Consider the following 23,778-nt stretch of genomic DNA (forward strand, 5'->3'; position numbering starts at 1 on the left):
AAAGAACAAAGAAAATAAGTAAAAAATTCCTCATAAATATGTAACGGCTTTACAGCGCTGATATTTTATAAAGTTCTCAGCAAAAATAACGCCACTATTTATTTCTGCCTGTGCGGCTGTCTTCAGCGTTCCAGTCATCAGAGCTGTTTTTACGGTCACGCTCATCATCACGGGTTATTTTACCTTTATCATCATAGTGCGCATTGTTGTCAACTTTATCGTCAGCGCTTCTTGTGCCAGGGTTGTTGTTTTTGTTGTCTTTCATAACTTTAATACAGAAGTTCCTCTACATTCTTTTTTATATTGGATGCAATCTTTGCCGTTGGCAGGTCATTAGGGTCATTGCCAAATGGTTCTTCAATTTCTTCGGCAATTAATTCCAGGCTTGCCAGCACATAAAATATAAAGACCACTACCGGTACTACATAATACCCTAACTGGAAAACATACCCAAAAGGCAGCGTCATCACATAAAAGAAAATAAATTTCTTGATGAATGCACTGTAAGAGTAGGGTATGGGCGTGTTCTTAATTCGTTCACAAGCACCACAGATGTCGGTAAATGATTGTACTTCCGCATTAAGTACGATAAGCTGGTCACCTGTTATTTTACCTGCTAAATAAAACTCATTGATTTTTCCGATAATACTCTTAGCGAGCTGATTCGGCTTATGGCTATAATGGTCTTTTGAAAGTGTGGCATCATCGAAAAGTTCATGGTTTATATCTTCGTTTTTCAAATGCTTGTCAAGTATTTCAGCATAAGCAGGAATAAGCCTGCGCATAATCTCTTTATCACTGCTTTCAGTAAGCATTACTGCCAGCTTTAATGCAAAATTGCGGCTGTTATTTACCAATGCGCCCCACATTTTGCGGCCTTCCCACCAGCGGTCATAAGCTGTATTTGTACGGAAAACAAGCAGCAATGATATTACAAACCCCAGCATTGTATGCATGATTGTAATGTTTTTTACATGGCTGGTTTCAGATAGCTGCCAGTACTCAAGCTCAAGATAAGCTATGCCTGCTGAATATAGTCCAATTCCGAACATTACAGGTATAAGTTTTTTAAATGTATCACCGCGGTGAAACCTGAATATGAAAGAAAACCACTCTTTCGGATTATATGAAATCATTATGTAATGTAAGAATTAGCCTCAAAAATAATGTATTTCAGCACAATTATCATTGTTAGCTTAAAATTCTGGGACATTTCCGCCAAGCCTCTGCCCGGTTTTCTGTTGAAAGTAAACAAGGTAATTGTAGAGCATGTAATTCACTTCATAACCATAATTTATATTTGGGCTGTATTCTATACGCATATCATAAAAACGGTTATTCTGGTTGAAGCGGTTATTCCACTCTGTCACCCATCGTATGTTCTTATTTTCAAGATAATGCTGTTCATAAAATCCTCTTGGTTTTGCCCGGGCAAGCCATCCGTCAAAACCCGGATCTATAATAAGTATTTCGTATTCAAGCTCATCATTGGCTATGCGTACAGTATCACCCCGTTTGGCAGCCACTTCACCATTTTGCCCTGTAGGCAGTTTTGAAGTTGAGTTGCAGCTTACAACAAATATTATGGCAAGCGCAAATGTTACAAGATATGATTTCATACGGATAGATTTACCATAAAAGTACAAAACAAAAAGCGCCGCAATGGGCGCATTTTAAGTAATTTAACGTCAGTATCTATTTTCTTTCAATTACAAAAGCCTTTAACTCGGCCATTTTACCGTTCGTGAATCGCCAGACATCACAATAATCGTAGTCAACTATCTGGCCGTTTTCATTTTTTAATGTTATCTGGCCAATGGCAGTTACATAGTTACCTTCAGCAATTAATTGATTAACTTTAAATTTCGGTGGCTCATTGTAAACTTCTGCCATATATTGCCTTACCGCTTCTTTACCCTGCAATGTGCGGTCTCCTAAAAATTCCCATTTTGTATCTTCGGTACATTCTGCCAGGAAACCTTCATAATCACCACGTGCAATAGCTTCATTTGCCCGTTGCAGTATTTGCTTATTACTTTCCGTCATATTGTATTTTTATTTCTAATATACAAACAAAAAAGCGCCTCAATAGGCGCTTCATAATAATTTAATAAAACATGATTAAGTATTCTCAGTTTTTAGCAGGCTTATTATCTGCTCGGCAAGTTCTGTACCTATCCTGTCCTGCGCTTCAAGCGTAGCAGCGCCAATGTGTGGTGTAAGAGAAATTTTTGGGTGCATCAACACCTGCACTGCCGGTTTTGGCTCATCTTCAAAAACATCAAGCCCTGCAAATGCAACTTTACCGCCTTCAAGTGCATCAATCAGGGCAACTTCATTAATAATGCCACCGCGTGATGCATTGATTATGCCCACACCGTCTTTCATTGCCATAAGTTCTGCTTCACCAATCACATAGCCGTCCTGTGCCGGTACATGCAGTGTTATAAAATCAGCATGCCTAAATATATCTTCAATAGGCTCAGTGATTATCTCAACATTAATGAACTGGCCATTGTAGAAATCAACCCGTATATCGGCATTGCCTACAAACTTGTCGCTCGCTATAACACGCATGCCAAGGCCTAAAGCAATTCTTGCTACCGAGCGGCCTATTTTACCAAAACCAATAATGCCAAGAGTTTTGCCACGAAGCTCAATACCATTAGCATAAGCCTTCTTTAAGCCTTCAAAATTAGTATCGCCTTCAAGCGGCATATTCCTGTTAGCATCATATAGAAAACGTACTCCGGTAAATAAATGCGCAAACACAAGCTCCGCAACAGAATCTGATGATGAAGCCGGAGTGTTTATCACGTGGATGCCTTTTTCGCGGGCATAGTCAACATCAATATTATCCATGCCTACACCACCGCGGCCAATAATTTTCAGTCCCGGACATGCATCTATAATATCTTTGCGGACTTTTGTAGCACTGCGCACCAGTATCACGCTGATGTTATTGGCGTTGATGTAATTAGCCACCTGTTCCTGCGCTACTTTTGTTGTTATGACTTCAAAACCGGCTGTTTCAAGTGCAGCTATACCACTTTTTGAAATACCGTCATTTGCTAATATTTTCATTCTCGATTTAAGATTTAAGATTTATGAATTAAGATTTGCTGCACGTGCTCGGCTATTGTCTCGTGTGAGATTGGCAAACCTAAAACTTTAAACAATTTCTTCCAGCTTTTTCATTACATCTACAAGCACCTGCACGCTTTCTAATGGCATAGCATTATAGATAGACGCCCTGTATCCGCCAACACTTCTGTGACCGTTGAGGCCGCTTATATTGGCAGACTTCCACAATTTATCAAACGTTTCGGTATGTGCCTCATCTTTTAGTAGAAAGGTTACGTTCATTTTTGAGCGGTCTTCTGCTTTTGCTGTACCAACAAATAGCGGATTACGGTCAATTTCTTTGTATATCAGTTCTGCTTTCAGATTGTTCTGTTTTTCCATAGCTGAAATACCGCCATTAGCCTTTAACCATTGAAGGGTGAGATAAGATGTATACACTGCAAAAACAGATGGTGTGTTGTACATGCTTTCTTTGTCGATATGCTGCTTATAGTCAAGTATTCCGGGAATAGTGCGTCCTGTTTTACCAAGTAAATCTTCTTTTATCACGACAAGTGTTGTACCGGCCGGACCCCATATTTTTCTGAGCACCTGCGTATATCAGGCTGAACTTAGAAAAATCAAGCTCACGCGAAAAAATGTCAGAACTCATATCGCACACAATTGGCACATTTGTTTCAGGAAAACTGAACATCTGCGTGCCGAAAATGGTATTATTGCTGGTACAATGGAAATAATCTGCATCAGCCGGAATGTTATAGTCTTTCGGGATATAGGTGTAATTGTCTGCTTTTGAAGATGCTACAATCTCTGTATTGCCAAAATTACGGGCTTCCTTAATTGCCCCTGCAGCCCAGGTACCAGTATCAAGATAGGCCGCTTTGCCCAGTTTTTTCATTAGGTTGTAAGGTACCCGCACAAATTCAAGGCTCGCACCGCCAGACAGAAATAATGCCTGATAGCCTTTACCCTCAAGCCCCATAAGTTCCAGAACAAGAGCACGGGCTTCGTCCATTACTTTTACAAAATCTTTACTGCGGTGCGATATTTCAAGAAGTGAGAGACCACTGCCGTTAAAATCGATTACAGCTTCTGCAGCTTTTTTAAAAACCTCCTGCGGAAGGATTGAAGGACCCGCACTGAAATTATGTATTTTCATCTGTTAATGAACCGTTAAATTGTGTATGCAAATTTCTGAAATGCAGGAGAAATATCGCAGAAAAAATCCGCAATAATTCGGCTATATTTTTAGCAAAAATGAAATTGTATCCACATTATCGGCATAGTCCCAAAGCCGTGGATGCTGAGCTTCGCCAAAAGCTATTTTATTAGGTATATTAAGTTGACTTACAACACATTGCAATTGATTAGTGTCCGCTTCAAGCCTGTTTTTTAAAGCAACTTTATCGTTGTAGTACTCGTAAAAAACACTCGATATGGGTGATCCATAGCCGGTATCTTCCTTAATCGTCAAAAAGCCATTGTCGAGAATTTTGAAATTACTCATCAGGAAAACCGCTTTGTTATAATCATAGTTATTAGCATATTTCTCATAAGCAATAACATCTTTGTATTTATACATCGCTTCAAAAAACTTTGTAAAGTCATAGCCTTCAGGCACAAACAGCTTTGATACATTACGGCAGCCTAAGCCAAAATACCTGAAAATGTCTTCGCCCAGCGCTTCAAGCTCTTCTTTGGTTTCATCGCCTGTGAGCACTGCTACCGAGTTACGGTTCTTACGGATGATAGCCGGCTTGTCTTTAAAATAGTATTCAAAATAGCGGGCGGTATTGTTGCTGCCTGTTGCAATAACGGCATCAAAGCCTTCAAGCTTTCCTTCAATAAATGTAATATAGTCAGCAAATTTCGGTTCAATTGTGATGAGGTATTTTGCCAGGAATGGCAAGAGGTGCTGGTCGTTTGATGATGTTTTCACCAAAACTTTATGGCCTGTGATCAATACACTCAAAAAATCATGAAACCCTACAAGCGGGATATTCCCTGCCAGTATAAGGCCTACTTTTTTAGGATGAACATTCTCTGTATCATAGGCTGATAGCCATTTATCAAGATTTTGAGGAGTGAGCGCTTCAGCCCATGATTCAATCGCAAAATAAACCTGTTCAGGCGTAAACCAGCGATTGTGTGACTGCGACAATTGTATAAGTTGTAAAAAGTCTTCAAAAAAGGGTGAATTATTTTTTACAATTGCATCTTCCACACTTCCATTTTCATGAAACTGCGATAAAAACCTGCCAAGTTCTGCGAATGCTGCTTTACGTGCTGCTAAAGTCATGCTAATGTATTTGCGTATGAATAGTTTTGGGCGTAATTTTGGTGCAAATTTACTACTAAAATACTTAAGACAAGCTATGGCTATCGTTATAACAGATGAATGTATAAACTGCGGGGCATGCGAACCTGAATGTCCTAATACTGCGATATATGAGGGCGCTGATGACTGGCGCTACAAAGACGGAACCAAACTTCGCGGAAGGATTGTTTTACCGACAGGCGAGGAGATTGATGCTGAAGAGCCTCATACGCCGATATCAGACGATATATACTACATCGTACCTGATAAATGTACTGAATGTAAGGGTTTCCATGATGAGCCGCAGTGTGCTGCAGTATGCCCGGTAGACTGCTGTGTGCCTGACGAAAATCACGTGGAAAGCGAAGAAACGCTGCTTAATCGCCAGGCGTTTTTACATGGCGATGAGTAATTAACATTAGTGTAATAAAAAATCCTGAAGCATAACTTCAGGATTTTTTCTTTTTCATAGAGTATATATTGTGATCTTTCAGAATTTTTACGGCCTTACACGGCTGTATGTCTGCACTGTAACACCATCGGTTTTATCATCATAACTTTCAACTACAAAGTTTCCGTCTTTATCAAAGTAACCAATTGATGTTGTAGTGCCGCTTCGGTAAATATAGTTGTTATTTGATGTTCTCCTCATTGTACCAAAGTTCTGGTTATCACCAGAAATCACACGGTAACCGGTTTTGTCTGTAACAAACTGATAGCGTTGGCCATTCAGGGTGTAGTAGCTTGAGCGGTCAATTTCCTGTGTAGGGATACCATCACCCGACACCGTTGTAGAGGTTGTTACCGCTACCGGAGTGGTCCTCAAGTCTTTATTTAATTTATTTGATTCAGCATCTTTAAAATCAAGTTCTTGCTGCGCTGTGCGTGTTTGGTTTTACTTCGGTACTTTTTACTCCCTGTACACCATTGTTTACTGTGGTACGCTTAGTTGTAGTTTCCTGTGTAACATTCCTGTTTACCTGTGCATTTACAGAAAGCCCCAAAGCCAGTGCCAATGCTAAAGCTATATTTTTCATGATTTTCCGTTTTAATGGGTTTACACTTACAAAAGTACCTGCGTATTGTTAAAATGGTTGATAAAGAAAAGATAAAGTAGTCATAAAGTCTGCTTAGCCATAAGCAACACGCCATTAGTCAAAAGCCGAAAGGTCTAATTATCTTATTAATTCAACAACCTAAATGATTATCTTTGCACCCTTAAAATAACAACTTTACATGAAAGCAGGTATTGTAGGATTACCAAACGTGGGTAAATCAACACTTTTTAATTGTTTGTCAAACGCTAAGGCACAAAGCGCCAACTTTCCGTTTTGTACTATTGAGCCAAACGTGGGTGTGGTGAATGTACCCGACCCCAGGCTGCAAAAGCTTGAAGAGCTGGTAAACCCTGAGCGTGTGGTACCTGCAACTGTTGAAATTGTAGACATCGCCGGGCTTGTAAAGGGTGCCAGTAAGGGCGAAGGGCTTGGTAACCAGTTTCTGGGGAACATCCGTGAGTGTAATGCCATCATCCATGTACTGCGTTGCTTTGACAATGACAATATTGTGCACGTTGACGGCAGTGTAAACCCGATACGTGATAAAGAAACTATTGATATTGAGCTTCAGCTAAAAGACCTTGAAACTGTAGAAAAACGTCTTGAAAAAGTAAAGCGCACTGCAAAAGCCGGTATTAAAGAAGCAGTTGTTGAAGATGCTTTGCTTGAAAATATAAAAGCAGTGCTGCTTCAGGGTAAATCTGCCAGGGTAGTACAGCCAAAGAACCAGGATGAAACCGACCTGATGGAAAGCTTCCAGCTGATTACTACAAAGCCTGTGCTTTATGTTTGTAATGTTGATGAAGGCTCTGCCGCTACCGGTAATAAATATGTAGAGCAGGTTCGTGAACTTGTGAAAGAAGAAGATGCAGAGGTTATTGTATTGGCTGTTGGTACAGAGGCCGATATTACTGAACTGGAAACTTACGAAGAGCGCCAGATGTTTCTAGAAGACCTTGGCCTTAAAGAGCCCGGAGCTTCAGCTTTAATCAGGGCTGCTTATAAACTTTTAAAACTGCAAACTTACTTCACAGCCGGGGTAAAAGAGGTAAGGGCCTGGACAATACAGGTAGGTGATACAGCGCCGCAGGCAGCAGGAGTTATCCATACCGATTTTGAAAAGGGCTTTATCCGTGCGGAAGTAATAGCGTACGATGACTATGTAGCATTCGGTTCTGAAGCAAAAGTAAAAGAAGCCGGGAAACTACGCGTTGAAGGTAAAGAATATATTGTAAAAGACGGTGATGTTATGCACTTCCGTTTTAACGTATAATATTATAGTATAAGTTCTTATAACAAAGCCCCTCGTGATAAATGAGGGGCTTTTTATATAAACCTAATGATTATAATTAGTTTGCTTCACGAGATTTAAGACTTAATATTTTTTCATTATAATAACGCCGCCTACAATCAGGGCCATACCAATAATTCTGCCAAAGCTGATACTGTGTTCCTGAGCACCCATAATATTAAAGTTCTCCATGAGCACAGAGATAATCAGCTGGCCTGCTACTACAAGTCCGAAAGTCATTCCCGGACCCAATTCTAGGAAAAGCCAGCACTATTACCGTGACATAAAATGCACCTAAAACTCCTCCAAGCCAGGCATATGCAGGAGCATCTTTTAAACCTTTCCACGATACATTTTGAGACGTTAAAACGATATACATGACCAAAGCTATTACCCCAATAGCAAAAGAGATCATTGAGGCATGCACAGGACTACCTCCGGTTTTCGCTAATTTACTATTCATCCCTGCCTGAAACGGCAGAAACGCTCCTGCCAGGAAGGCAAGAATAATCCATATTATTTTTTCCATTATTAGATAATTTTTAATTTTAAAATGCCCTTTTGTATTGCCATGGTACATCTGCAGGCTCCTCAAGTTCAATAGCTGCATGAATGCCGAAATAAGGATCACGTAAATGCTCACGGGCTATTACCACGAGATCTGCCTGTTTGTTCTCGATGATCTCATTAGACTGAAACGCATCCACAATCATTCCCACGGCCCCTACAGGAATATTTACCTGGTTACGAATAGATGTTGCCAGTGGCAGTTGGTATCCAGGCTTCACAATGTTTTGATCAACCTGTACAAAGCCGCCTCCGGAAGCTGTTATAAAATCTACACCCAATTCCTTCAGGATTTCACTTAGCCTTACACTTTCTTCTATAGTCCACGCATCTATACTATTGCTGTAATCAACTGCTGAGAGCCGTACAAATAATGGCATAGTATCAGGTATTACTTCACGTACTGAGGTTACTACCTCCCGCAACAACCGGATCCTGTTTTCAAAACCGCCGCCATACATGTCTTTTCTTTTATTGATTAAAGCCGAATAAAACTGGTGCAGCAGATAACCGTGGGCAGCATGAAGCTCAATAACGTCAAATCCGGCGTCTAAAGCATTTTTTGCAGCTTGCTGAAAATCATTTATTACTTTTTCAATTTCTTCCAAAGTCATTTCCTGTGGTTGGTGTTCATTAATTGAAGTTGCTGAAGAGCTTTTAGGACTCCATCCTCCGTCTTTAGCTTTTAATGGTTTAAAGCCCTGCTCAGGATGGCTTGTACTGGCTTTACCTCCTGCATGCCATAGCTGGATACCTATTTTACAATTTTGCGCATGTACAAAGTCTGTAATTTCTTTCCATGCTTGTACCTGTTCCTGGTTCCAGATTCCAACATCTGATAAGGTACACATACCCTCCGGAGACACAGCGGTGCATTCGGTTAAAATCAATCCCGATCCCCCTACAGCGCGGCTACCGAGATGAACCAGATGCCATTGGCCGGGCTTTCCGTTTTGTGCACTGTACTGCTGCATTGGCGACAGTACAATCCTGTTTTTTAAAGTTAAGCCCCGCAGGCTTAACGGGCTGAAAAGTGCTTTCATTTTGCATTGTATTTTGATTACAGTACAAAGTTCACCTTGGATGCTGACAGGGAAAATGAAGTATTTTAAAAAATAAGGTTGAAGTAGTTCAACATTCAGAGTTTATTATTCCTGATTTTTGACAAAAACTCTGTAGACATGCCTAAAAAAGAAGCAATAATATATTGTGGAATCTCTTGTATAAACTGCGGATACTGCCTGGCAAAATTTTCATAACGCTGCACAGCAGTTTGAGTATGAAGGGCTATCATACGCCTCTGTTGTGCCGCTAAGCCCCTTTCTGCTATGATCCGGAAAAAGGACTCATATTTAGGGTTGAGTTGCTTTAAATATTTTTCGTCATCAAAGGAGAGTTCCATAATCACAGAATGGGAGAGTGCTTCAACAAATAAAGTGGCTGGTTGTTGATAAATATAGGAGTTATAATCTGTAATCCACCAGTCTTTGACAGCAAGAGCAATGGTAATTTCCTGCCCAGATTCATTGATTACAAATGAGCGTAGTGCCCCGTCTACAATATAAAATCTCTTAGATGCGGTAAAGCCGGGTTGTACAATTAATTGTTTCTTTCTCACAGATCTGGATACAAACATTTTCAGGAAATCCTGAATTTCTGTATCATTAACCTCTATACGGCTGCTCAAAAAATCTGCTAATCCTGTATTGTACACTTTCCTAAATTTTAATGAAATTCATATAAAATACCGTATACTACAGCTAATGTATGGAAATACTTTTAAAAAAAGCAACAACCTAAAATTACCATCTTGTGGCAAAATTTTTCTGCGCTGTATTTTGCCGGGATTTTGCCACAGAACTTTTGTGCCGTTTTATAAATTCTGGTGAAGTGCAGGGAAATAAAAAAACCTGCAAATCATTGATTTTGCAGGTTTTATACATTTTTTGTGGGTTTTTGTAAAATTTGGAAAAGCTTGATTTTCCGTATTTAACCCTTTTCGTGGGGAGAGCAGGATTCGAACCTGCGAAGGTTTCCCAACGGATTTACAGTCCGTCCTCGTTGGCCGCTTGAGTATCTCCCCTCATAAGCGGTTGCAAATATATATTGTTTTTCAGGTAAAACAAAGATATTGTAAGGTATTTTAATAAGTATTTTTTAATAGGCTGGGAGTGAAGCTGTTTAAGAATAAAGGCTGCTCAATGGCAGCCTTCAATATAAATATTTAAAGAAATTATTTGGCCTCAATCAGTGCTTTAATTTTAGCTTCAAGGTCAGATCCACGAAGGTTTTCAGCAACTATGTTACCTTTTGCATCAAGTATAAATGTGGCAGGTATACTTTCAACACGATATAGCTTGGCAATAGGCTCGTCCCATTTTTTAAGATTGCTTACATGTGTCCATTCAAGCTTATCTGCAGCAATGGCTTTTTTCCAGCTTTCTTTATTATCATCAAGCGAAACGCCTATGATATTAAGGCCTTTGCTGTGGTAACGGTTATAAAGCGCCAACACACTTGGATTCTCTTTACGGCATGGGCCGCACCATGATGCCCAAAAGTCTACAATGGTTACTTTACCAAGGCTTTCTTTAAGTGAAACAGTTTTTCCGTCGGGGTTTGGCGCACTAAACCCCGCTGCCTGCTTTCCCGGCTGTGCAGCCGCTTTGCCCTCCGGAGATTGTGGTGCCATAGGTGCAGGCATACCATTGTTTTTAATCATTTCAGCAAGCTCTTTGCCTTCTTTGGTTTTCTTCAGGTCAGCATCAAGCTTATCGTAGTATTTCTTAAGTTCAGTTATCGGTTTTGTCTGCATGCTAACCATCTGTGTTATAAGCAGCACACTTATATATGCCTTAGGATTTTTTTCAACAAAATCAATCGCATTATCCTGCATTCTTTTAGAAAGTTCCTGATACTTCTTGTTAAGTTTATTCATAGCAACAGTATCCTGAGACTGATAAGCCTTCATCATTGCATCTTTGTTCTTCTTCTGGAAGTCCATCATTTCACGGCGCATCTTGTTTATGCTGGTGTAGTACTCATCAAGCTTATCATTGTTGAATGTACCGCTACGCTTTGTCTTGAAGATTGAATCTTTGTCAACATCAAGTTCTATCTCGCCGTTTTCAAGAATAATCTCTGTTTTGCCAACCATACCGTCAACATTTAAAACGTGTAGAGGGGTCGGTTACTGTACCTTTAAAAGTAAATTTACCATTTTCAACCTTTGCGGTATCAACAGGTACAAAGCCCATCATTCCGCCTTGTTTTTCCAGAATTACATTTTTACCGTCAAGTGACTTGTCAATTTTCCCTGTAATTTCAAACTCATTTTCTGCCAGCTTGTTACATGATACTATCATGCCTGCTACAGCAAAAAATAAAATGTACTTTTTCATTTATTTTTCTGTATTTGTTATGGTGCAAATGTATCTAAAATTACTTCATTAAGATATTTTGCGATTGAAATAATTAGCTGCAGGCAGCACTGTTAAGCGTTGTTGGTATATTGGTGTTTTTAATACCCGCAAAACCTTTTTGTACGTTAGTCATGTTATGTATTCCGCGGCCCTTAAGTATGCTGGCCATAATCACACTTCTATAGCCGCCTGCACAATGAATATAGAAATGCCTGTCAGGTATTTCATTTAATCTTTCATTTACATTATCAAGCGGAATATTCACAGCTTCAAGTATATGCCCGCCGGAAAACTCCCCGGGCTTGCGTGAATCAATTATTGTATGCTCCTCATTGGCTATGGCTGATTCAAATTCTTCCGGCGATATGCTTGCAAGGCTGTCAGTCTCAAAACCTGCATTTTTCCAGGCTGAAATTCCACCTTTAAGATACCCCAATGTATTATCAAACCCAACGCGGGCCAGGCGGGTTATGGCCTCCTGTTCTTTACCTTCAGGGGTTACAAGCAGTAATGGCTGGTTAACATCCATGATAAGTGCACCAACCCATGGGGCAAAATTTCCGTTCAGGCCTATAAATATTGAACCAGGTATGTGTGCTTCACAAAAATCATCTTCATGGCGAACATCAAGAATTATAGCTTCTGTGTCACCTGCTTTTTGTTTAAATTCCTCAGGAGAAAGTGCCCTGCTGCCGCGCTCAATAATTTTATCAAGGCTTTGGTAACCGTTTATGTTCAGCATCACGTTTTGAGGAAAATAGGCCGGGGGAGCGCCGAGGCCGTCAAGAAGTTCTTTGGTGAATTCTTCTTTAGTCATGTCTGCACGCAGGGCATAATTCACTTTTTTCTGGTTACCCAATGTATCAGTCGTTTCTTTGCTCATGTTTTTGCCGCAAGCACTGCCTGCGCCGTGGCTTGGATATACTGTAATATCATCCGGCAACGGCATTATTTTATTACGCAGCGAATCATATAAATGGCCTGCAAGCACTTCCTGTGTCAGTTCTAGGGTAAGTCCCTGCGCGAGGTCAGGCCTTCCTACATCGCCTATAAACAATGTATCGCCGGTTATAATTCCGTGTATATTATTATTTTCATCAATCAGCAGGTAACAGGTGCTTTCCATTGTGTGCCCCGGGGTGTGGATAGCCCTTACAGTATACTTCCCGACTTTGAATTCTTCGCCGTCTGTGGCAATATGCGCGCTGAAACCCGGCTTTGCCGTTGGGCCGTAAACAATTTGCGCACCCGTTTTTTGTGAAAGGTCTAAATGTCCCGAGACAAAATCGGCATGAAAATGAGTTTCAAAAATATATTTAATTTCTGCACCGTCTTTGGCAGCTTTGTCAATATAAGGCTGAACCTCACGTAAAGGATCAAAGATTGCGGCCTCGCCATTGCTTTCAAGGTAATAAGCGGCCTGTGCTATACATCCGGTATATATTTGTTCTATTTTCATAATGTTTTTGTTTTGTGAGTTGGGTTAAAACCCTATAAATTCTTTTGCCAGTATAAAGGCTGCCATTAGCAGTATAAACCAACCAAAACCACGCTTGAGCTGGTTTTCATTGATGTACCTGTGCAGGTAGCTTCCTGCAAATATACCAAAAACTGAGACCACAGAAAAGGACAGGAGAAAAGACCAGTTGATACTAATGTTCTGCAAATCGCCAATAAAGCCTGTAAGTGAATTTAGAGCTATTATCAACAACGAGGTGCCGACAGCTTTTTTCATAGGCAATCCACCAAAGAAAACAAGCATGGGTATAAACATAAAGCCTCCGCCGGAGCCTACGAGCCCCATTATTGCACCAATAAGTATGACTAAAGGCAATACATAAATGTAGCTTAATTTTTTTACAGATGCAGATTCATCACTTTTCTTAAAAATAAGTGATATTGCAGCACCTGTCATTATCAGGGCAAAAAGCACCATGATAAACGGGTCGCGGTACACAGGTTCACTGCCAACATAGGTCAATATTTCGGGAAGGGCAGGAACAATGTATCTTCGTGTAAGATATACTGCAATAAATGATGGCAAAGCAATCATCAGGCCTGTTTTTACAGCTAAATTGTCTTTATAATAATTCTGCGCAGCGCCAAAAGCAGATGTTGTTCCTACAATAAATAGTGAGTAGGCGGTTGCAATAACAGGTGATACACCCAATGCGTAAACAAGCAGGGGCACGGTAAGTATAGAGCCGCCGCCGCCCATGAGCCCGAGAATTAGTCCGATTATAAATGCGCCTATATAGCCTAAAACTGCTTCCAAATCTGATAGTTTTGCCACTAAGATAATATATTTAGCAACAGAGAATTTTGCAAGAAAAAACGTTTTAGTTACACCACAATTTATAAGACTGACTATTAGATGATTACATAGATGTTGATTTATTAAAATTATCACATATGCAATTCGGTATGCCTTTTGATGTTCTTATTTTGCCGTATAGGTTATTTTAACTTGAAATTTCTAAGAAATTATTAATGAAAAGGTTTCAGCATTTAACGGCAACAACATATATTTGTACGCTTTTTTTAAATGAGCGCTTAATATTAAATAACAGGTTGTAAATTAAATAGCAATGGCAACAGCGACAAAGCCCCGCCTGGGCATGTATGAAAACGTAAAAAACCAGTTTGAGAAAGCTGCTTACGTTATGGGCCTTGATGAAAGCGTTAAAAAATTCTTTCAATTACTAATAATGAAATTGTTGTACACTTCCCGGTGAAGATGGACAATGGCCAGGTAGAAGTGTTTACCGGCTACCGCGTACAGCATAATAACGCGCTTGGCCCGTACAAAGGCGGCCTGCGCTACCACCCAACTGTAGACATTGATGCTGCACGCGCACTGGCTACCTGGATGACATGGAAAACATCGCTTGCAGGGCTGCCTTATGGCGGTGGTAAAGGCGGTATACAAATTGACCCTAAAAAAATACTCGCAGGGTGAGCTGGAGCGTATAACACGCCGCTTCACTTTTGCTCTTGGAGACAACATCGGCCCTGAGCATGATATCCCTGCCCCGGACGTGAATACAAATGCACAGATGATGGCATGGATTGCCGATACGTATATGTCGACAAAATCTCCGTCTGAACGTTCTAAAAACCAGCATGTTGTTACCGGTAAGCCGGTAGGCAGCGGCGGGCTTGAAGGGCGTGACCGTGCCACGGGCTTTGGCGTTGTGGTTACACTTGAGGCATGGGCTAAACTTCGCGGCACAAGCCTTGAAGGCAAACGCTATATAGTGCAGGGCTTTGGTAACGTAGGCTATTGGGCGGCACACTTTATGAACAAGAATGGCGCTATACTGGTAGGCGTACAAGATGCTACTGGAACTATCTATAACCCTGAAGGTATAGACCCTGAAGCATTGCTTCGTTTCCAGGCTGATAATGCTACTATCACAGGTTTCAAAAACTCTCAGGACTATGCTTCTGAAGAGTTCTTCGGGATTGACTGTGATATCGTGATACCTGCTGCACTTGGCAACCAGATTACTGAGGAAAATGCTGCTACCATAAAAGCACAGGTTATAGCTGAAGGCGCCAATGGCCCTACCGATACTGAAGGTGAAACAATACTGCTTAAGAACGGCATTGATATAATCCCTGATATTCTTTGTAACTCTGGCGGTGTTATTGGCAGCTACTTCGAATGGCTTCAGAACCGTAACGGTGAGATATGGAACATGGATGATGTGATTATCAAGCTTCGTAAAAAGCTTGAAGAAGCTTTCAGCAAAGTTATAAGCGCTTCGGTACAGTACAAGACTGACTGGAGGACTGCCGCTTACATTGTAGCCCTTACACGCATAGAACTGGCTTACAAACAAAGGGGTATTTTCCTTAATGGATATATAAGTTATTTTTAAAGGCGCTCATTACGAGCGCCTTTTTTATTATATTTGAGTAACCATCAAATCAGCCACTTATGAAAAATGTACTCTATACCTTTTTGATGTTTACAGGGGTTTGTGGATTTGCGCAAGATATAAGCCCAAATTTATCAACTGCGCTGAAAGAAAATTCTTTTTCTGTACAAGTATCATTACCTTCGGCGAACCTGTCCTATTATTCAACAAATTACTTTAAGATTTTCGGGCGTGAGCAATATACGTTTGATACCATGGCTTTTAAAAGCCGTGAAATATATGTAAGCTCAGATGACCGATTTTATAGCAACGGCACTCAGAATATTCCCAATGCATTGCCCGACCCAATCTGGAACTATTACGATAACCAATGCAATCGCGGTGATGCAGCTGTTGGCGCAGCCATGGCAGGTATTGGTACATTTGTGCTCATCCGTAATTTGGTAGACGGCACTAAAGATTATTCACCCAAAATTGACCGTGCAGCTTTTGAAGCAGCGGGGAGGGGAGAGTGATAAAGATTGTGAGTTACATAATTTTTTCACAGAGGTTAACAAAGAACACACAGAGCGACACAGAGGTTTAGATTTACACTGAAGTTCCATTTCGGATGCAGCGTAGCGGAACTGAGAAATTTCTATTTAAAATTTAAGAGTTGAGATTCTCGACTCCGCAAGCTTCGCTCGAAATGGAAACCCAACAAAAAAAGGAGCCCGAAAGCTTCTTTGTTTTATCCTCCCATATATTCGCCGCCGTCATCCTGCTGCTGGCGGTTTTGCTGCTGTTCTTTCTGCCTGTCGGCTTTTGTCATGTTAAAGCGGTAGGTGAATGAAAGTGTTATCTGGCGCTCTCTCCATTGCATTTCGCCATATGATTGTACATTGTATGGTATATAGGTTTCGATCTTCATTTTCCTGGAGTTGAAGATATCCTGCACGTTCAAAGCTATGGTAGCCTTATCTTTCAGGAAGTCTTTACTTAGCGCTGTATTAGCGCTCGCTACGCCGCGGCGGCTTCCCTGTGCGGTTTTTTGTGTGCCTTCATAATTTCCGTTCAACTGCCAGTCTATTTTCCACGGAAGGTTAATTTTACTGTTTATACGCGTAGTCCAGGCGTATGCCGTGAAGTCAAAGTTTTGGTAATCGTTAACTATTTCATTGTTCTCATTAATGTAAGTAAATGTATAGTCACCATCGGTCTGGTTACGGAAGAAGTTGAAGTTGCTGTTTATCCTCCACCACCTGAACGGGTTGTAGTTTATATTGAACTCAAGCCCAAAGCGATATTCTTTAGCAAGGTTTATCGGGGTGGTAGTAGTTACCGGTGTGCGCACGTCCAGCTCATCAACTGGGGTAATTTCCCCGTATCCGGGTCAACAATATCTTCACCTCCTACTATCTGTGTTACAAATTCACCGTTTTGGCGCCTTATAAACTGGTAGCTGTCAGTAGTTATATTTAAGTAAGCAGATGTATTCAGCGTAACTTTACCCCAGCGCTTTAAGTATCCTAAGTCAAAAGCGTTAGTCATACTTGGGTCAAGGTCCGGGTTACCGCGGAAAACGTTTATGTTACTTTCAAGCCCTGAGAAGGGATTCAGGAACCTTCCGCGCGGCCTGTTTATGCGGCGGCTATAGCTGAGGCTCACGTTGCTGCTCTCGCTAAATTCATAATTTAAAAATGCGCTAGGGAAGAAGTTATTATAACGTTTATTGTTGTACTCATTCCTGTCAATTAAATTCACATCAATATTTGAATCTTCCCAACGCAGGCCAAACATATACGAAAACTTATTGATCTTAGAGCCATATTGGGCATATAGCGCATTTACATTTTCTTTATATTGTAGAAAGTTGGTAAAGTTAAGGTTGTCTTCCCAAACCCCGGTTGTAGGGTTAAGCCTTTCAGCCTGTGCATCAGTTTCAAGTGTGGTAAAACTTCCGCGATAACCGGCTTCAAAGCGGGTGTTCTCTCCAATAGGCAATACATAGTCGGCCTGCAGCAATTGCCTGTCCTGCTTTTCATCATTCACTGTATGCTCAAAAGTGTCAGCAGATCCTGCACCGGCAAGCGTTGTGTTGTTTATAACTGCATTTTCATCATCAATGCTTTTTGACACCGAGGCATCAACTCTAAGTTCATGGCCGTTGTCATTAAATTTCTTGGTAAGGCTTGACGAGAAATTTACGTTAACATCACGATCGTCCTGGTTATTATATCTGTATATCCTGTTTATAAAACTTCCATCGGCATTAAAATTATCGAAGTAAGTATCAACTTTATTACCCCCTGTGTTCCTGCGGAAGTTTACTGAGTTTGTCCATGTGATTGTCTTGTCAAGAAACCATTCCAGGCCAAAGCTTGCGTTATAGCCTTTACGAAGGCGCTCATTATCACGGGTTTCGTTTGTGAAACTTTCTGTCTCATTTGTGTCCTCATTGAGGTAACGACTATTGGTGAACGAGTTACCCGGATTTAGTCGATAGTTATAACCAAGATTGCTGAAAAAATTAAAGTTTGTGCTGCGCAAGTTAAGGTTTGCTGCAAAGCCATGATTATCAGGTGTCCCGGTATTTGCAGTAATCGAACCATTAAAGCCGTCTGCTTTACCTTTTTTAAGGATGATATTCACTATACCACCGCCACCCTCAGCATCATATCGCGCTGACGGGTTGGTTATAACTTCGACTTTGTCAACAGAATCTGCCGGTAGCAGCCTCAATACTTCAGCCACATTAGATCCCGCAAGTGTAGAAGGGCGGCCATCAATAAGTATAGTTACACCCTGGTTGCCACGAAGCGCCACGTTACCCTCACTGTCAACTGAGAGCGACGGTACATTGTCAAGCACATCGCTTACGGTACCGCCCTTCACCATCATGTCATTACCGATTGTATATACACGTTTATCAAGCTTTATATCTACCGTGGTGCGTTCGCCAACAATTTCTACTGCTTGCAGCAGCTCGGCATCAGGAGCCAGAGCAGATGCGCCAAGATTTGTATTTTCGGTATACGACTTTGCCGGTATTACAGTTGATTTGAATGATATGAAATCTATTTGTATGCTGTAGTCCCGGGAGCTACTTCAAAATCATAGTTACCCTGGGCATCGGTAAGCCCGCCGCCTGCAACGGTACCCGCCGTAGATAATGCACTTACTGTAGCAAATTCAAGCGGCTGGTTAGAACCCTGCTCAGTTACCTTTCCTGTAATTTTAATTTTATTTCCCTGTGCAAATGCAGTTGTTGAAACGAATAGAATAAGTAATAAGGCGTTTAAAATGTTTTTCATGAAAGTATTTGTAGTATGTAATGATGTGTTAGACGCAAAAGTTGGATTTTAGTTTAACTCGATAATCTTAAATGTTTGTTAAAATATTTCTTTAGCTTTCTCAGCAGGTCGGGCAATAACAGCTTTGTCTCCATTTACAATAATTGGCCGTTCAATAAGCTGAGGGTACTTTGCCAAAGCATTAATTATCTGTACAGAAGTTAGCTTTTTAGCAGCGAAATGCTCCTTCCAGATATCTTCTTTCTGCCTTACAAGCTCTAAGGGTTTTATTCCCAGTTTTTTCAGCAAATCTTTAATCTCAATTTTGGTAAGAGGCGTGTCAAGATATTTCACAACAGAATATTCTTTGCCAGTTTTTTCAAGTAACTCCAGGCCTTCACGTGATTTGCTGCAACGCGGGTTGTGATAAATGGTTATCATCAAATTCTTTTTGCAAAGAAAGCCATTATTATCTGAAATTTAAAGTAACTTAGTGCTAAGAAATACATAAAACATCAGCAAATACAATGTTTATAAAACAAGGCTTTATTCCTGAAAACAGATTTTGGAAGTATCTTTTAGGCTCATTTATTGTTATAATGGCATCCTTTTTCGGGCAAGTGCCACTTATGTTTGCAATCGCCGCTGAAACTATGTCTTCCGGAAGGCCTATGCCAACCACGCAAGACGCCATGATGGGTTTTCTCGACATGAACCTTACGCTTTTCCTGATACTTATATCTTTTGCGTTTGCAATGGTTGGGTTAATTATTGTTGTGAAAAAGCTTCACAAACAGCCTTTTAAAGACATTGTTACTGCAAGGCCGAAAACCGACTGGGGCAGAATCATGTTTGCTTTTGTTCTGTGGACAATATTTTCTGTTGGTTCTCTTTTGCTTGCATATTATGCTGAGCCCGGCAAATATATTTACCAGTTTAACTGGGATAAATTTTTAATACTCGCCCTCATTGCTGTGCCACTTATTCCCGTACAAACCTCTGTGGAAGAGCTTGTTTTCCGTGGTTATTTAATGCAGGGCTTTGGTTTATTGGCTAAAAACAAGTGGTTTCCGCTTATAATGACTTCGCTTATTTTCGGCGGTATGCATCTTGCTAATCCTGAAGTGGGGAAAATGGGCTATGTAGTTACATTTTATTATGTTGGCACAGGCCTGGCATTAGGAATTATGACGCTGATGGATGAAGGTACAGAACTGGCATTGGGATTTCACGCCGCAAATAACCTTACCGCAGCACTTATGGTTACTGCCGACTGGACTGCCTTCCGTACACCATCAGTATTTAAAGATGTTTCTGAACCTACCGCAAGCTGGGATATATTTGTTCCGTTGCTGGTAATATATCCAATCATCCTCTTTATTTTCAGCAGAAAATATAAATGGCACTCATGGAACGAAAAACTGACCGGTAAACTTGAAAGTCCTGCAAACAACACTATACCAAACAACACAGAGATATGACCAATCCTGATTACAATTTTGTACACCCCGCCTTTAAACTCAACGGTTTCCATCTCACAAAAGATGACCTGCTGCGTATTGCTTACAGTTTTATAAAAGAAGGTGAACCTTTCGAAAAGGCAGTAGGTGATTTCCTTATGTACTGGTTTGATGCTGATACATCTATCGAGATGCAGACATCAGGCACAACAGGAGCGCCTAAAACCATCAGGATTGATAAGCAGGCTATGGTAAACTCTGCTTTAGCCACCGGCGCTTTCTTTGATCTTGAGGCAGGAATAAAAGCGCTGCACTGCCTTCCAACACAGTATGTCGCCGGAAAGATGATGCTGGTTCGTGCCTTTATCCTGGGGTGGGAGCTTGACCTTGTTGCACCTTCATCAACGCCCCTGGAGCGGATTGATACCCAGTACGATTTTGCAGCGATGGTACCTCTTCAGGCACAGCACAGTATCGAAAAATTAAGCTTTGTAAAAAACCGATTTTAGGGGCGGGGCAAAAGTAAGCGCTGCACTGGCAGGACAGCTGCAGGCTGTGAATAGTGAGATATACGAAACGTATGGCATGACAGAGACCATTACGCATATTGCAGCAAAAAGAGTAGGCGAGGAGGCCTTTAAAACACTGCCTCATGTAAAAATACAAGAAGATGACAGGCATTGCCTTGTTGTTGATGCTGAAGCAATTTGTGACGAGCCGGTAGTTACCAATGATGTGGTTCAGGTGCTTAATGAAAATGAATTTATCTGGCTGGGGAGGTATGACAATGTGGTGAACAGCGGAGGTGTAAAGCTTTTTCCTGAACAGATAGAGGAGAAGCTGGCCGGCAAAATTAGTCGGAGGTTTTTCATGAAAGGGATGCCGGATGAGGAACTGGGCGAAAAACTGATACTAGTTATTGAAGGAGAGCCTTTTGATGTTGACAAGGCTATTTTTTTCAAAGCTAAGTAAGTTTGAAAAACCCAAAGAAATACTATTTGTTCCTCAGTTTGCCGAAACAACTTCCGGTAAGATAATCCGTGAAGAGAATGTTGCTAATTAGGTTTTTTCAACTTTTATAAAGAATTTTTTTGTCATAACTTCAACATCATCAGTACTGTCTACATCTTTTAAAAATTTTTCTTCCCAACCTGTGGTTGTTGGGTATAGCCTTATTTGTTTGCCATCAACCATTACATCTACAGGCATTGCAAAGTCTTTTACGTCAGTTTTCCAGCGACTACAAAGAAGGCCTTTGCACATTCTTAGTTCAAGTACAGGAATATCTTTGTAACGCAGATACTGATTGAAAACGGGTGTAAGGTTCATACCGCTTTCTTTATTGAAAAATTCAACAACAGTTTCGGTGTCAATTATTTTTTTGCGGAAAGTTTCGCTGTATTTTAATATCATAGCCCACCATTTGGCATCATCATTAATTATATGCCGAAGTGTATTCAGCATTAGCGCGCCCTTGTAATACATATCGCCGGAGCCATGCTTATTTACACCGAAAATGCCAATTACAGGCTTATCATTGCTTACGCTGTTACGCTGTCCGTTGATGTATTTCATGGCTTCGTCATATCCAAAACGGCATTCCACAAAAACTGATTCGCTATACGTGGTAAAGCCTTCGTGTATCCACATATCGGCAATGTCTTTTGAAGTGATACTGTTGCCGAACCACTCATGCCCGGTTTCGTGTATGGTGATGTAATCAAACTTCATCCCGATGCCCGTCATTGTGGCATCATATCCCCATATAGCCTTTCTTGTACTTATTACCATAAGCTACGGCACTTTGGTGTTCCATACCCAAATATGGTGTTTCCACCAGTTTATATCCGTCTTCATAAAATGGGTACTGCCCAAAATGTTTCTGAAACAATCCATCATCGGCTTAACTTCCTCAAAGTGTTTGCGGGCAGTTTCCTCATTGGCTTTCAATACATAATAATCAAGATCAAGTCCGTTATGGCTTTCGTGAATGTGAGCGTAATCTGCAATATTTACAGTAATACAATAATTATTTATAGGATTTTTCACCTCCCAGTCCCAGCGTGTATAACCATTTTTAAGGTCGGTACTGCCTTTCAGGCGGCCGTTGCTCACATTCATAAGCCCGTTTGGCACAGCCACTTTAATGCTTGCTCCACGGTCTGGCTCATCAGTCTGGTGGTCTTTTACCGGATACCAAAAAGGCTTGCGCCTGTGCCTTGTACTGCTACTGCAATCCACGGCTTTCCGTTGCCGTCTTTGCTGAACACGAAGCCGCCATCCCAAGGTGCGCGCTTTGCTACCAGCGGCTTGCCTGAATAATGAAACCGCAATGCATATTCATTACCTTTCTTAAGTTGTTTTGGGAAAGTTATAAAAACCGCATCATTATCACGTTTGTACGTAAGCCTCTTACCTTCAAAAACAATACTGTCAACCTTCATGTTTTCAAAGAGGTCAAGCTGTATTTTCTGTGTTTTTCAACAACACCAAATGTGATATCGTTATATCCTGAAATGTAGCGCTTATCAGGATCAATGGTAATATTAAGGTCATATCGCTGTACGTCAAAACTTGTACGTTCGGGGCGAAGGCCACCCTGCAGGGTGTCACGGCGTGTAATGCTTTGTGCCGATAAAAGCATTGGGAGTATAATGACCGCTGCCAGTATAAATTTTTTCATGAGGGTGTTGTTTGAGTATTGGTCATGAAAAATACTAAAGTTACGTGCTAACCTTTAGATGCTGTGATTATTACAAATTCACGCTGAAATCTGCTGACCGGTATTACCTGTAATTAATTCATTTTCTATCATTTCATCCCGGATTATAAAGCCCGATTCCAAGTAAGCTTTTTCAGCCGGCTTTCACTATAATGGTTAAAACCCATATTTAGTGAAAGGTATGTTTTGCATAATTCGTTCAGGTATATAAGCAATACTGAGCAATCCCCTGATTTCAGAACACGGAAAATTTCCGAAGTGTAACTGCACTAGCATCTTGCCAAAAATAGATTTGTATTTACTGTATAAATCTTGTTGAAAGAACTGTCGGGGAAAGGGAGTGTCAGGCCATCAGCTAATATTTTCATTTACGTTGTTAAATAGCTTTGAAACCGTCTATTGCATTCAGCTACCATAGTTTTCGAAATATCTGCCCCAAAGTATTTTATATTGTCAATCTTAAATATTTACTCAATATGTTTTCCCATTGCCGGGACTAACTCAAGTACTGCATCTCCTGGTTGAGGATTTTGAGAAGCTATAGCTTTTGATATCATGTTTGCATTTTGTAACATTCATCATTTCTGCGACCTTTAACCCATCATTTTCGTCGGGGCATCATGGTTGTTTGCAGAAGTTGCTGCAGTTCAGCTGTAAATTTCATTTTACTTGTTTTCGCGTACAGAAATGTTAGTATGTCA

The 23,778-nt window shown here is 40.7% G+C and carries 31 protein-coding genes, 1 tRNA gene and 2 pseudogenes; 8 read left to right on the forward strand and 26 right to left on the reverse strand.

Annotated elements, in window-relative coordinates; genetic code table 11:
- Positions 1-94: 94 nt before the first annotated feature.
- The 7 genes and pseudogenes from LRS05_RS16905 to LRS05_RS16935 form a co-directional block, all read right to left on the reverse strand.
- The gene (locus LRS05_RS16905; protein ID WP_257868368.1) at positions 95-265 is read right to left on the reverse strand and encodes a hypothetical protein; all 171 of its coding nucleotides are present in this window, start codon (positions 263-265) and stop codon (positions 95-97) included.
- 4 nt (positions 266-269) lie between these two features.
- A complete protein-coding gene (locus tag LRS05_RS16910) occupies positions 270-1,136 on the reverse strand; it encodes a bestrophin family protein (protein ID WP_257868367.1) in 867 nt (288 codons plus the stop codon).
- A gap of 60 nt (positions 1,137-1,196) precedes the next feature.
- Positions 1,197-1,619 carry a DUF6146 family protein gene (locus LRS05_RS16915; RefSeq protein ID WP_257869347.1) on the reverse strand — a complete coding sequence of 141 codons (423 nt, stop codon included), beginning with the start codon at positions 1,617-1,619 and terminating at the stop codon, positions 1,197-1,199.
- A 76-nt stretch (positions 1,620-1,695) separates the two neighbouring features.
- Entirely contained in the window at positions 1,696-2,046 is a 351-nt protein-coding gene (locus tag LRS05_RS16920) for a nuclear transport factor 2 family protein (RefSeq protein WP_257868365.1), read from the reverse strand.
- 75 nt (positions 2,047-2,121) lie between these two features.
- Positions 2,122-3,084: a D-2-hydroxyacid dehydrogenase gene (locus LRS05_RS16925; protein ID WP_257868364.1), complete on the reverse strand. Its 963-nt coding sequence runs from the start codon at positions 3,082-3,084 to the stop codon at positions 2,122-2,124.
- 87 nt (positions 3,085-3,171) lie between these two features.
- Positions 3,172-4,243 (reverse strand): annotated as a pseudogene (gene serC, locus LRS05_RS16930) (3-phosphoserine/phosphohydroxythreonine transaminase).
- Positions 4,244-4,324: 81 nt separating this feature from the next.
- Positions 4,325-5,383, reverse strand: a complete 1,059-nt coding sequence (locus tag LRS05_RS16935; RefSeq protein WP_257868363.1) for an acyl-CoA reductase — start codon at positions 5,381-5,383, stop codon at positions 4,325-4,327.
- 76 nt (positions 5,384-5,459) lie between these two features.
- Between LRS05_RS16935 and LRS05_RS16940 the strand changes: the two genes are divergently transcribed.
- On the forward strand, positions 5,460-5,813 hold the full coding sequence (locus LRS05_RS16940) for a 4Fe-4S dicluster domain-containing protein (RefSeq protein ID WP_257868362.1): 354 nt from the start codon (positions 5,460-5,462) through the stop codon (positions 5,811-5,813).
- An 87-nt stretch (positions 5,814-5,900) separates the two neighbouring features.
- On the opposite strand, the gene LRS05_RS16945 is transcribed toward LRS05_RS16940, so the two are convergent.
- Together LRS05_RS16945 and LRS05_RS16950 are read right to left on the reverse strand one after the other, a co-directional pair.
- Positions 5,901-6,227 (reverse strand): hypothetical protein, encoded by a 327-nt coding sequence (locus LRS05_RS16945; RefSeq protein ID WP_257869348.1) that lies wholly within the window; start codon positions 6,225-6,227, stop codon positions 5,901-5,903.
- 37 nt (positions 6,228-6,264) lie between these two features.
- Positions 6,265-6,438, reverse strand: a complete 174-nt coding sequence (locus tag LRS05_RS16950) for a hypothetical protein (RefSeq protein WP_257869349.1) — start codon at positions 6,436-6,438, stop codon at positions 6,265-6,267.
- Between the two features lie 199 nt (positions 6,439-6,637).
- Between LRS05_RS16950 and ychF the strand changes: the two genes are divergently transcribed.
- The gene (gene ychF / locus LRS05_RS16955; protein WP_257868360.1) at positions 6,638-7,732 is read left to right on the forward strand and encodes a redox-regulated ATPase YchF; all 1,095 of its coding nucleotides are present in this window, start codon (positions 6,638-6,640) and stop codon (positions 7,730-7,732) included.
- Between the two features lie 102 nt (positions 7,733-7,834).
- Here ychF and LRS05_RS17800 read toward each other — a convergent pair whose 3' ends face one another.
- From LRS05_RS17800 to LRS05_RS16995, 9 genes are all read right to left on the reverse strand, one after another.
- Positions 7,835-7,990 (reverse strand): DMT family transporter, encoded by a 156-nt coding sequence (locus LRS05_RS17800; protein WP_374707805.1) that lies wholly within the window; start codon positions 7,988-7,990, stop codon positions 7,835-7,837.
- The gene (locus tag LRS05_RS16960) at positions 7,929-8,279 is read right to left on the reverse strand and encodes a DMT family transporter (protein WP_257869350.1); all 351 of its coding nucleotides are present in this window, start codon (positions 8,277-8,279) and stop codon (positions 7,929-7,931) included. The genes LRS05_RS17800 and LRS05_RS16960 overlap by 62 nt, the downstream gene beginning before the upstream one ends.
- Positions 8,280-8,298: 19 nt before the next feature.
- Complete coding sequence (locus LRS05_RS16965; RefSeq protein WP_257868358.1) at positions 8,299-9,360, reverse strand: NADH:flavin oxidoreductase/NADH oxidase; 1,062 nt, start codon at positions 9,358-9,360, stop codon at positions 8,299-8,301.
- Positions 9,361-9,455: 95 nt separating this feature from the next.
- A complete protein-coding gene (locus tag LRS05_RS16970) occupies positions 9,456-10,031 on the reverse strand; it encodes a Crp/Fnr family transcriptional regulator (RefSeq protein ID WP_257868357.1) in 576 nt (191 codons plus the stop codon).
- 288 nt (positions 10,032-10,319) lie between these two features.
- Positions 10,320-10,400 (reverse strand) — tRNA-Tyr (locus tag LRS05_RS16975).
- Positions 10,401-10,550: 150 nt separating this feature from the next.
- Positions 10,551-11,474, reverse strand: coding sequence for a TlpA disulfide reductase family protein (locus LRS05_RS16980; RefSeq protein ID WP_257869351.1), 924 nt, complete (start codon positions 11,472-11,474; stop codon positions 10,551-10,553).
- A 4-nt stretch (positions 11,475-11,478) separates the two neighbouring features.
- Positions 11,479-11,718, reverse strand: a complete 240-nt coding sequence (locus LRS05_RS16985) for a DUF4369 domain-containing protein (RefSeq protein WP_257869352.1) — start codon at positions 11,716-11,718, stop codon at positions 11,479-11,481.
- Positions 11,719-11,791: 73 nt separating this feature from the next.
- Entirely contained in the window at positions 11,792-13,198 is a 1,407-nt protein-coding gene (locus tag LRS05_RS16990) for a rhodanese-like domain-containing protein (RefSeq protein WP_257868299.1), read from the reverse strand.
- Between the two features lie 24 nt (positions 13,199-13,222).
- A complete protein-coding gene (locus tag LRS05_RS16995; protein WP_257868298.1) occupies positions 13,223-14,014 on the reverse strand; it encodes a sulfite exporter TauE/SafE family protein in 792 nt (263 codons plus the stop codon).
- 313 nt (positions 14,015-14,327) lie between these two features.
- On the opposite strand from LRS05_RS16995, the pseudogene LRS05_RS17000 reads away from it, so the two are divergent.
- Together LRS05_RS17000 and LRS05_RS17005 are read left to right on the forward strand one after the other, a co-directional pair.
- Positions 14,328-15,623, forward strand: a pseudogene (locus LRS05_RS17000) (Glu/Leu/Phe/Val dehydrogenase).
- A 59-nt stretch (positions 15,624-15,682) separates the two neighbouring features.
- Entirely contained in the window at positions 15,683-16,138 is a 456-nt protein-coding gene (locus LRS05_RS17005; protein WP_257868296.1) for a hypothetical protein, read from the forward strand.
- A 215-nt stretch (positions 16,139-16,353) separates the two neighbouring features.
- On the opposite strand, the gene LRS05_RS17510 is transcribed toward LRS05_RS17005, so the two are convergent.
- Both LRS05_RS17510 and LRS05_RS17515 read right to left on the reverse strand, forming a co-directional pair.
- Complete coding sequence (locus tag LRS05_RS17510) at positions 16,354-16,956, reverse strand: outer membrane beta-barrel protein (RefSeq protein ID WP_308225082.1); 603 nt, start codon at positions 16,954-16,956, stop codon at positions 16,354-16,356.
- Positions 16,941-18,503: a TonB-dependent receptor domain-containing protein gene (locus LRS05_RS17515; protein ID WP_308225084.1), complete on the reverse strand. Its 1,563-nt coding sequence runs from the start codon at positions 18,501-18,503 to the stop codon at positions 16,941-16,943. The genes LRS05_RS17510 and LRS05_RS17515 overlap by 16 nt, the downstream gene beginning before the upstream one ends.
- Here LRS05_RS17515 and LRS05_RS17520 point away from each other — a divergent pair.
- Complete coding sequence (locus LRS05_RS17520) at positions 18,502-18,696, forward strand: hypothetical protein (RefSeq protein ID WP_308224886.1); 195 nt, start codon at positions 18,502-18,504, stop codon at positions 18,694-18,696. The two genes, LRS05_RS17515 and LRS05_RS17520, sit on opposite strands and share 2 nt — an antisense overlap.
- Here LRS05_RS17520 and LRS05_RS17525 read toward each other — a convergent pair.
- Both LRS05_RS17525 and arsC read right to left on the reverse strand, forming a co-directional pair.
- Positions 18,680-18,916 carry a carboxypeptidase regulatory-like domain-containing protein gene (locus tag LRS05_RS17525; RefSeq protein ID WP_308225086.1) on the reverse strand — a complete coding sequence of 79 codons (237 nt, stop codon included), beginning with the start codon at positions 18,914-18,916 and terminating at the stop codon, positions 18,680-18,682. The genes LRS05_RS17520 and LRS05_RS17525 overlap by 17 nt on opposite strands.
- 78 nt (positions 18,917-18,994) lie before the next feature.
- Positions 18,995-19,336, reverse strand: a complete 342-nt coding sequence (gene arsC / locus LRS05_RS17015) for an arsenate reductase (glutaredoxin) (RefSeq protein ID WP_257868295.1) — start codon at positions 19,334-19,336, stop codon at positions 18,995-18,997.
- Positions 19,337-19,524: 188 nt separating this feature from the next.
- On the opposite strand from arsC, the gene LRS05_RS17020 reads away from it, so the two are divergent.
- The 3 genes from LRS05_RS17020 to LRS05_RS17535 are packed head-to-tail and all read left to right on the forward strand — an operon-like array spanning position 19,525 to position 21,327.
- Entirely contained in the window at positions 19,525-20,376 is an 852-nt protein-coding gene (locus LRS05_RS17020) for a CPBP family intramembrane glutamic endopeptidase (protein WP_308224882.1), read from the forward strand.
- Complete coding sequence (locus tag LRS05_RS17530) at positions 20,373-20,864, forward strand: hypothetical protein (protein WP_308225088.1); 492 nt, start codon at positions 20,373-20,375, stop codon at positions 20,862-20,864. Before LRS05_RS17020 ends, LRS05_RS17530 begins: the two co-directional genes overlap by 4 nt.
- A gap of 46 nt (positions 20,865-20,910) precedes the next feature.
- Complete coding sequence (locus tag LRS05_RS17535; protein WP_308225090.1) at positions 20,911-21,327, forward strand: hypothetical protein; 417 nt, start codon at positions 20,911-20,913, stop codon at positions 21,325-21,327.
- An 87-nt stretch (positions 21,328-21,414) separates the two neighbouring features.
- Here the strand turns inward: LRS05_RS17535 and LRS05_RS17540 are convergent, their stop codons facing one another.
- From LRS05_RS17540 to LRS05_RS17555, 4 genes are read right to left on the reverse strand one after another with little or no spacing between them, the layout of a single operon-like run.
- On the reverse strand, positions 21,415-22,146 hold the full coding sequence (locus LRS05_RS17540; RefSeq protein ID WP_308225092.1) for a M1 family aminopeptidase: 732 nt from the start codon (positions 22,144-22,146) through the stop codon (positions 21,415-21,417).
- A gap of 3 nt (positions 22,147-22,149) precedes the next feature.
- The gene (locus LRS05_RS17545; RefSeq protein WP_308225094.1) at positions 22,150-22,596 is read right to left on the reverse strand and encodes a hypothetical protein; all 447 of its coding nucleotides are present in this window, start codon (positions 22,594-22,596) and stop codon (positions 22,150-22,152) included.
- Positions 22,542-22,799 carry a hypothetical protein gene (locus LRS05_RS17550; RefSeq protein WP_308225096.1) on the reverse strand — a complete coding sequence of 86 codons (258 nt, stop codon included), beginning with the start codon at positions 22,797-22,799 and terminating at the stop codon, positions 22,542-22,544. The genes LRS05_RS17545 and LRS05_RS17550 overlap by 55 nt, the downstream gene beginning before the upstream one ends.
- The gene (locus tag LRS05_RS17555) at positions 22,796-23,038 is read right to left on the reverse strand and encodes a hypothetical protein (protein WP_308225098.1); all 243 of its coding nucleotides are present in this window, start codon (positions 23,036-23,038) and stop codon (positions 22,796-22,798) included. The genes LRS05_RS17550 and LRS05_RS17555 overlap by 4 nt, the downstream gene beginning before the upstream one ends.
- Between the last annotated feature and the right edge of the window lie 740 nt (positions 23,039-23,778).

It is taken from the genome of Flavobacterium sp. J372 (genome assembly GCF_024699965.1).
Classification (GTDB): Bacteria; Bacteroidota; Bacteroidia; order Flavobacteriales; family Flavobacteriaceae; genus Flavobacterium.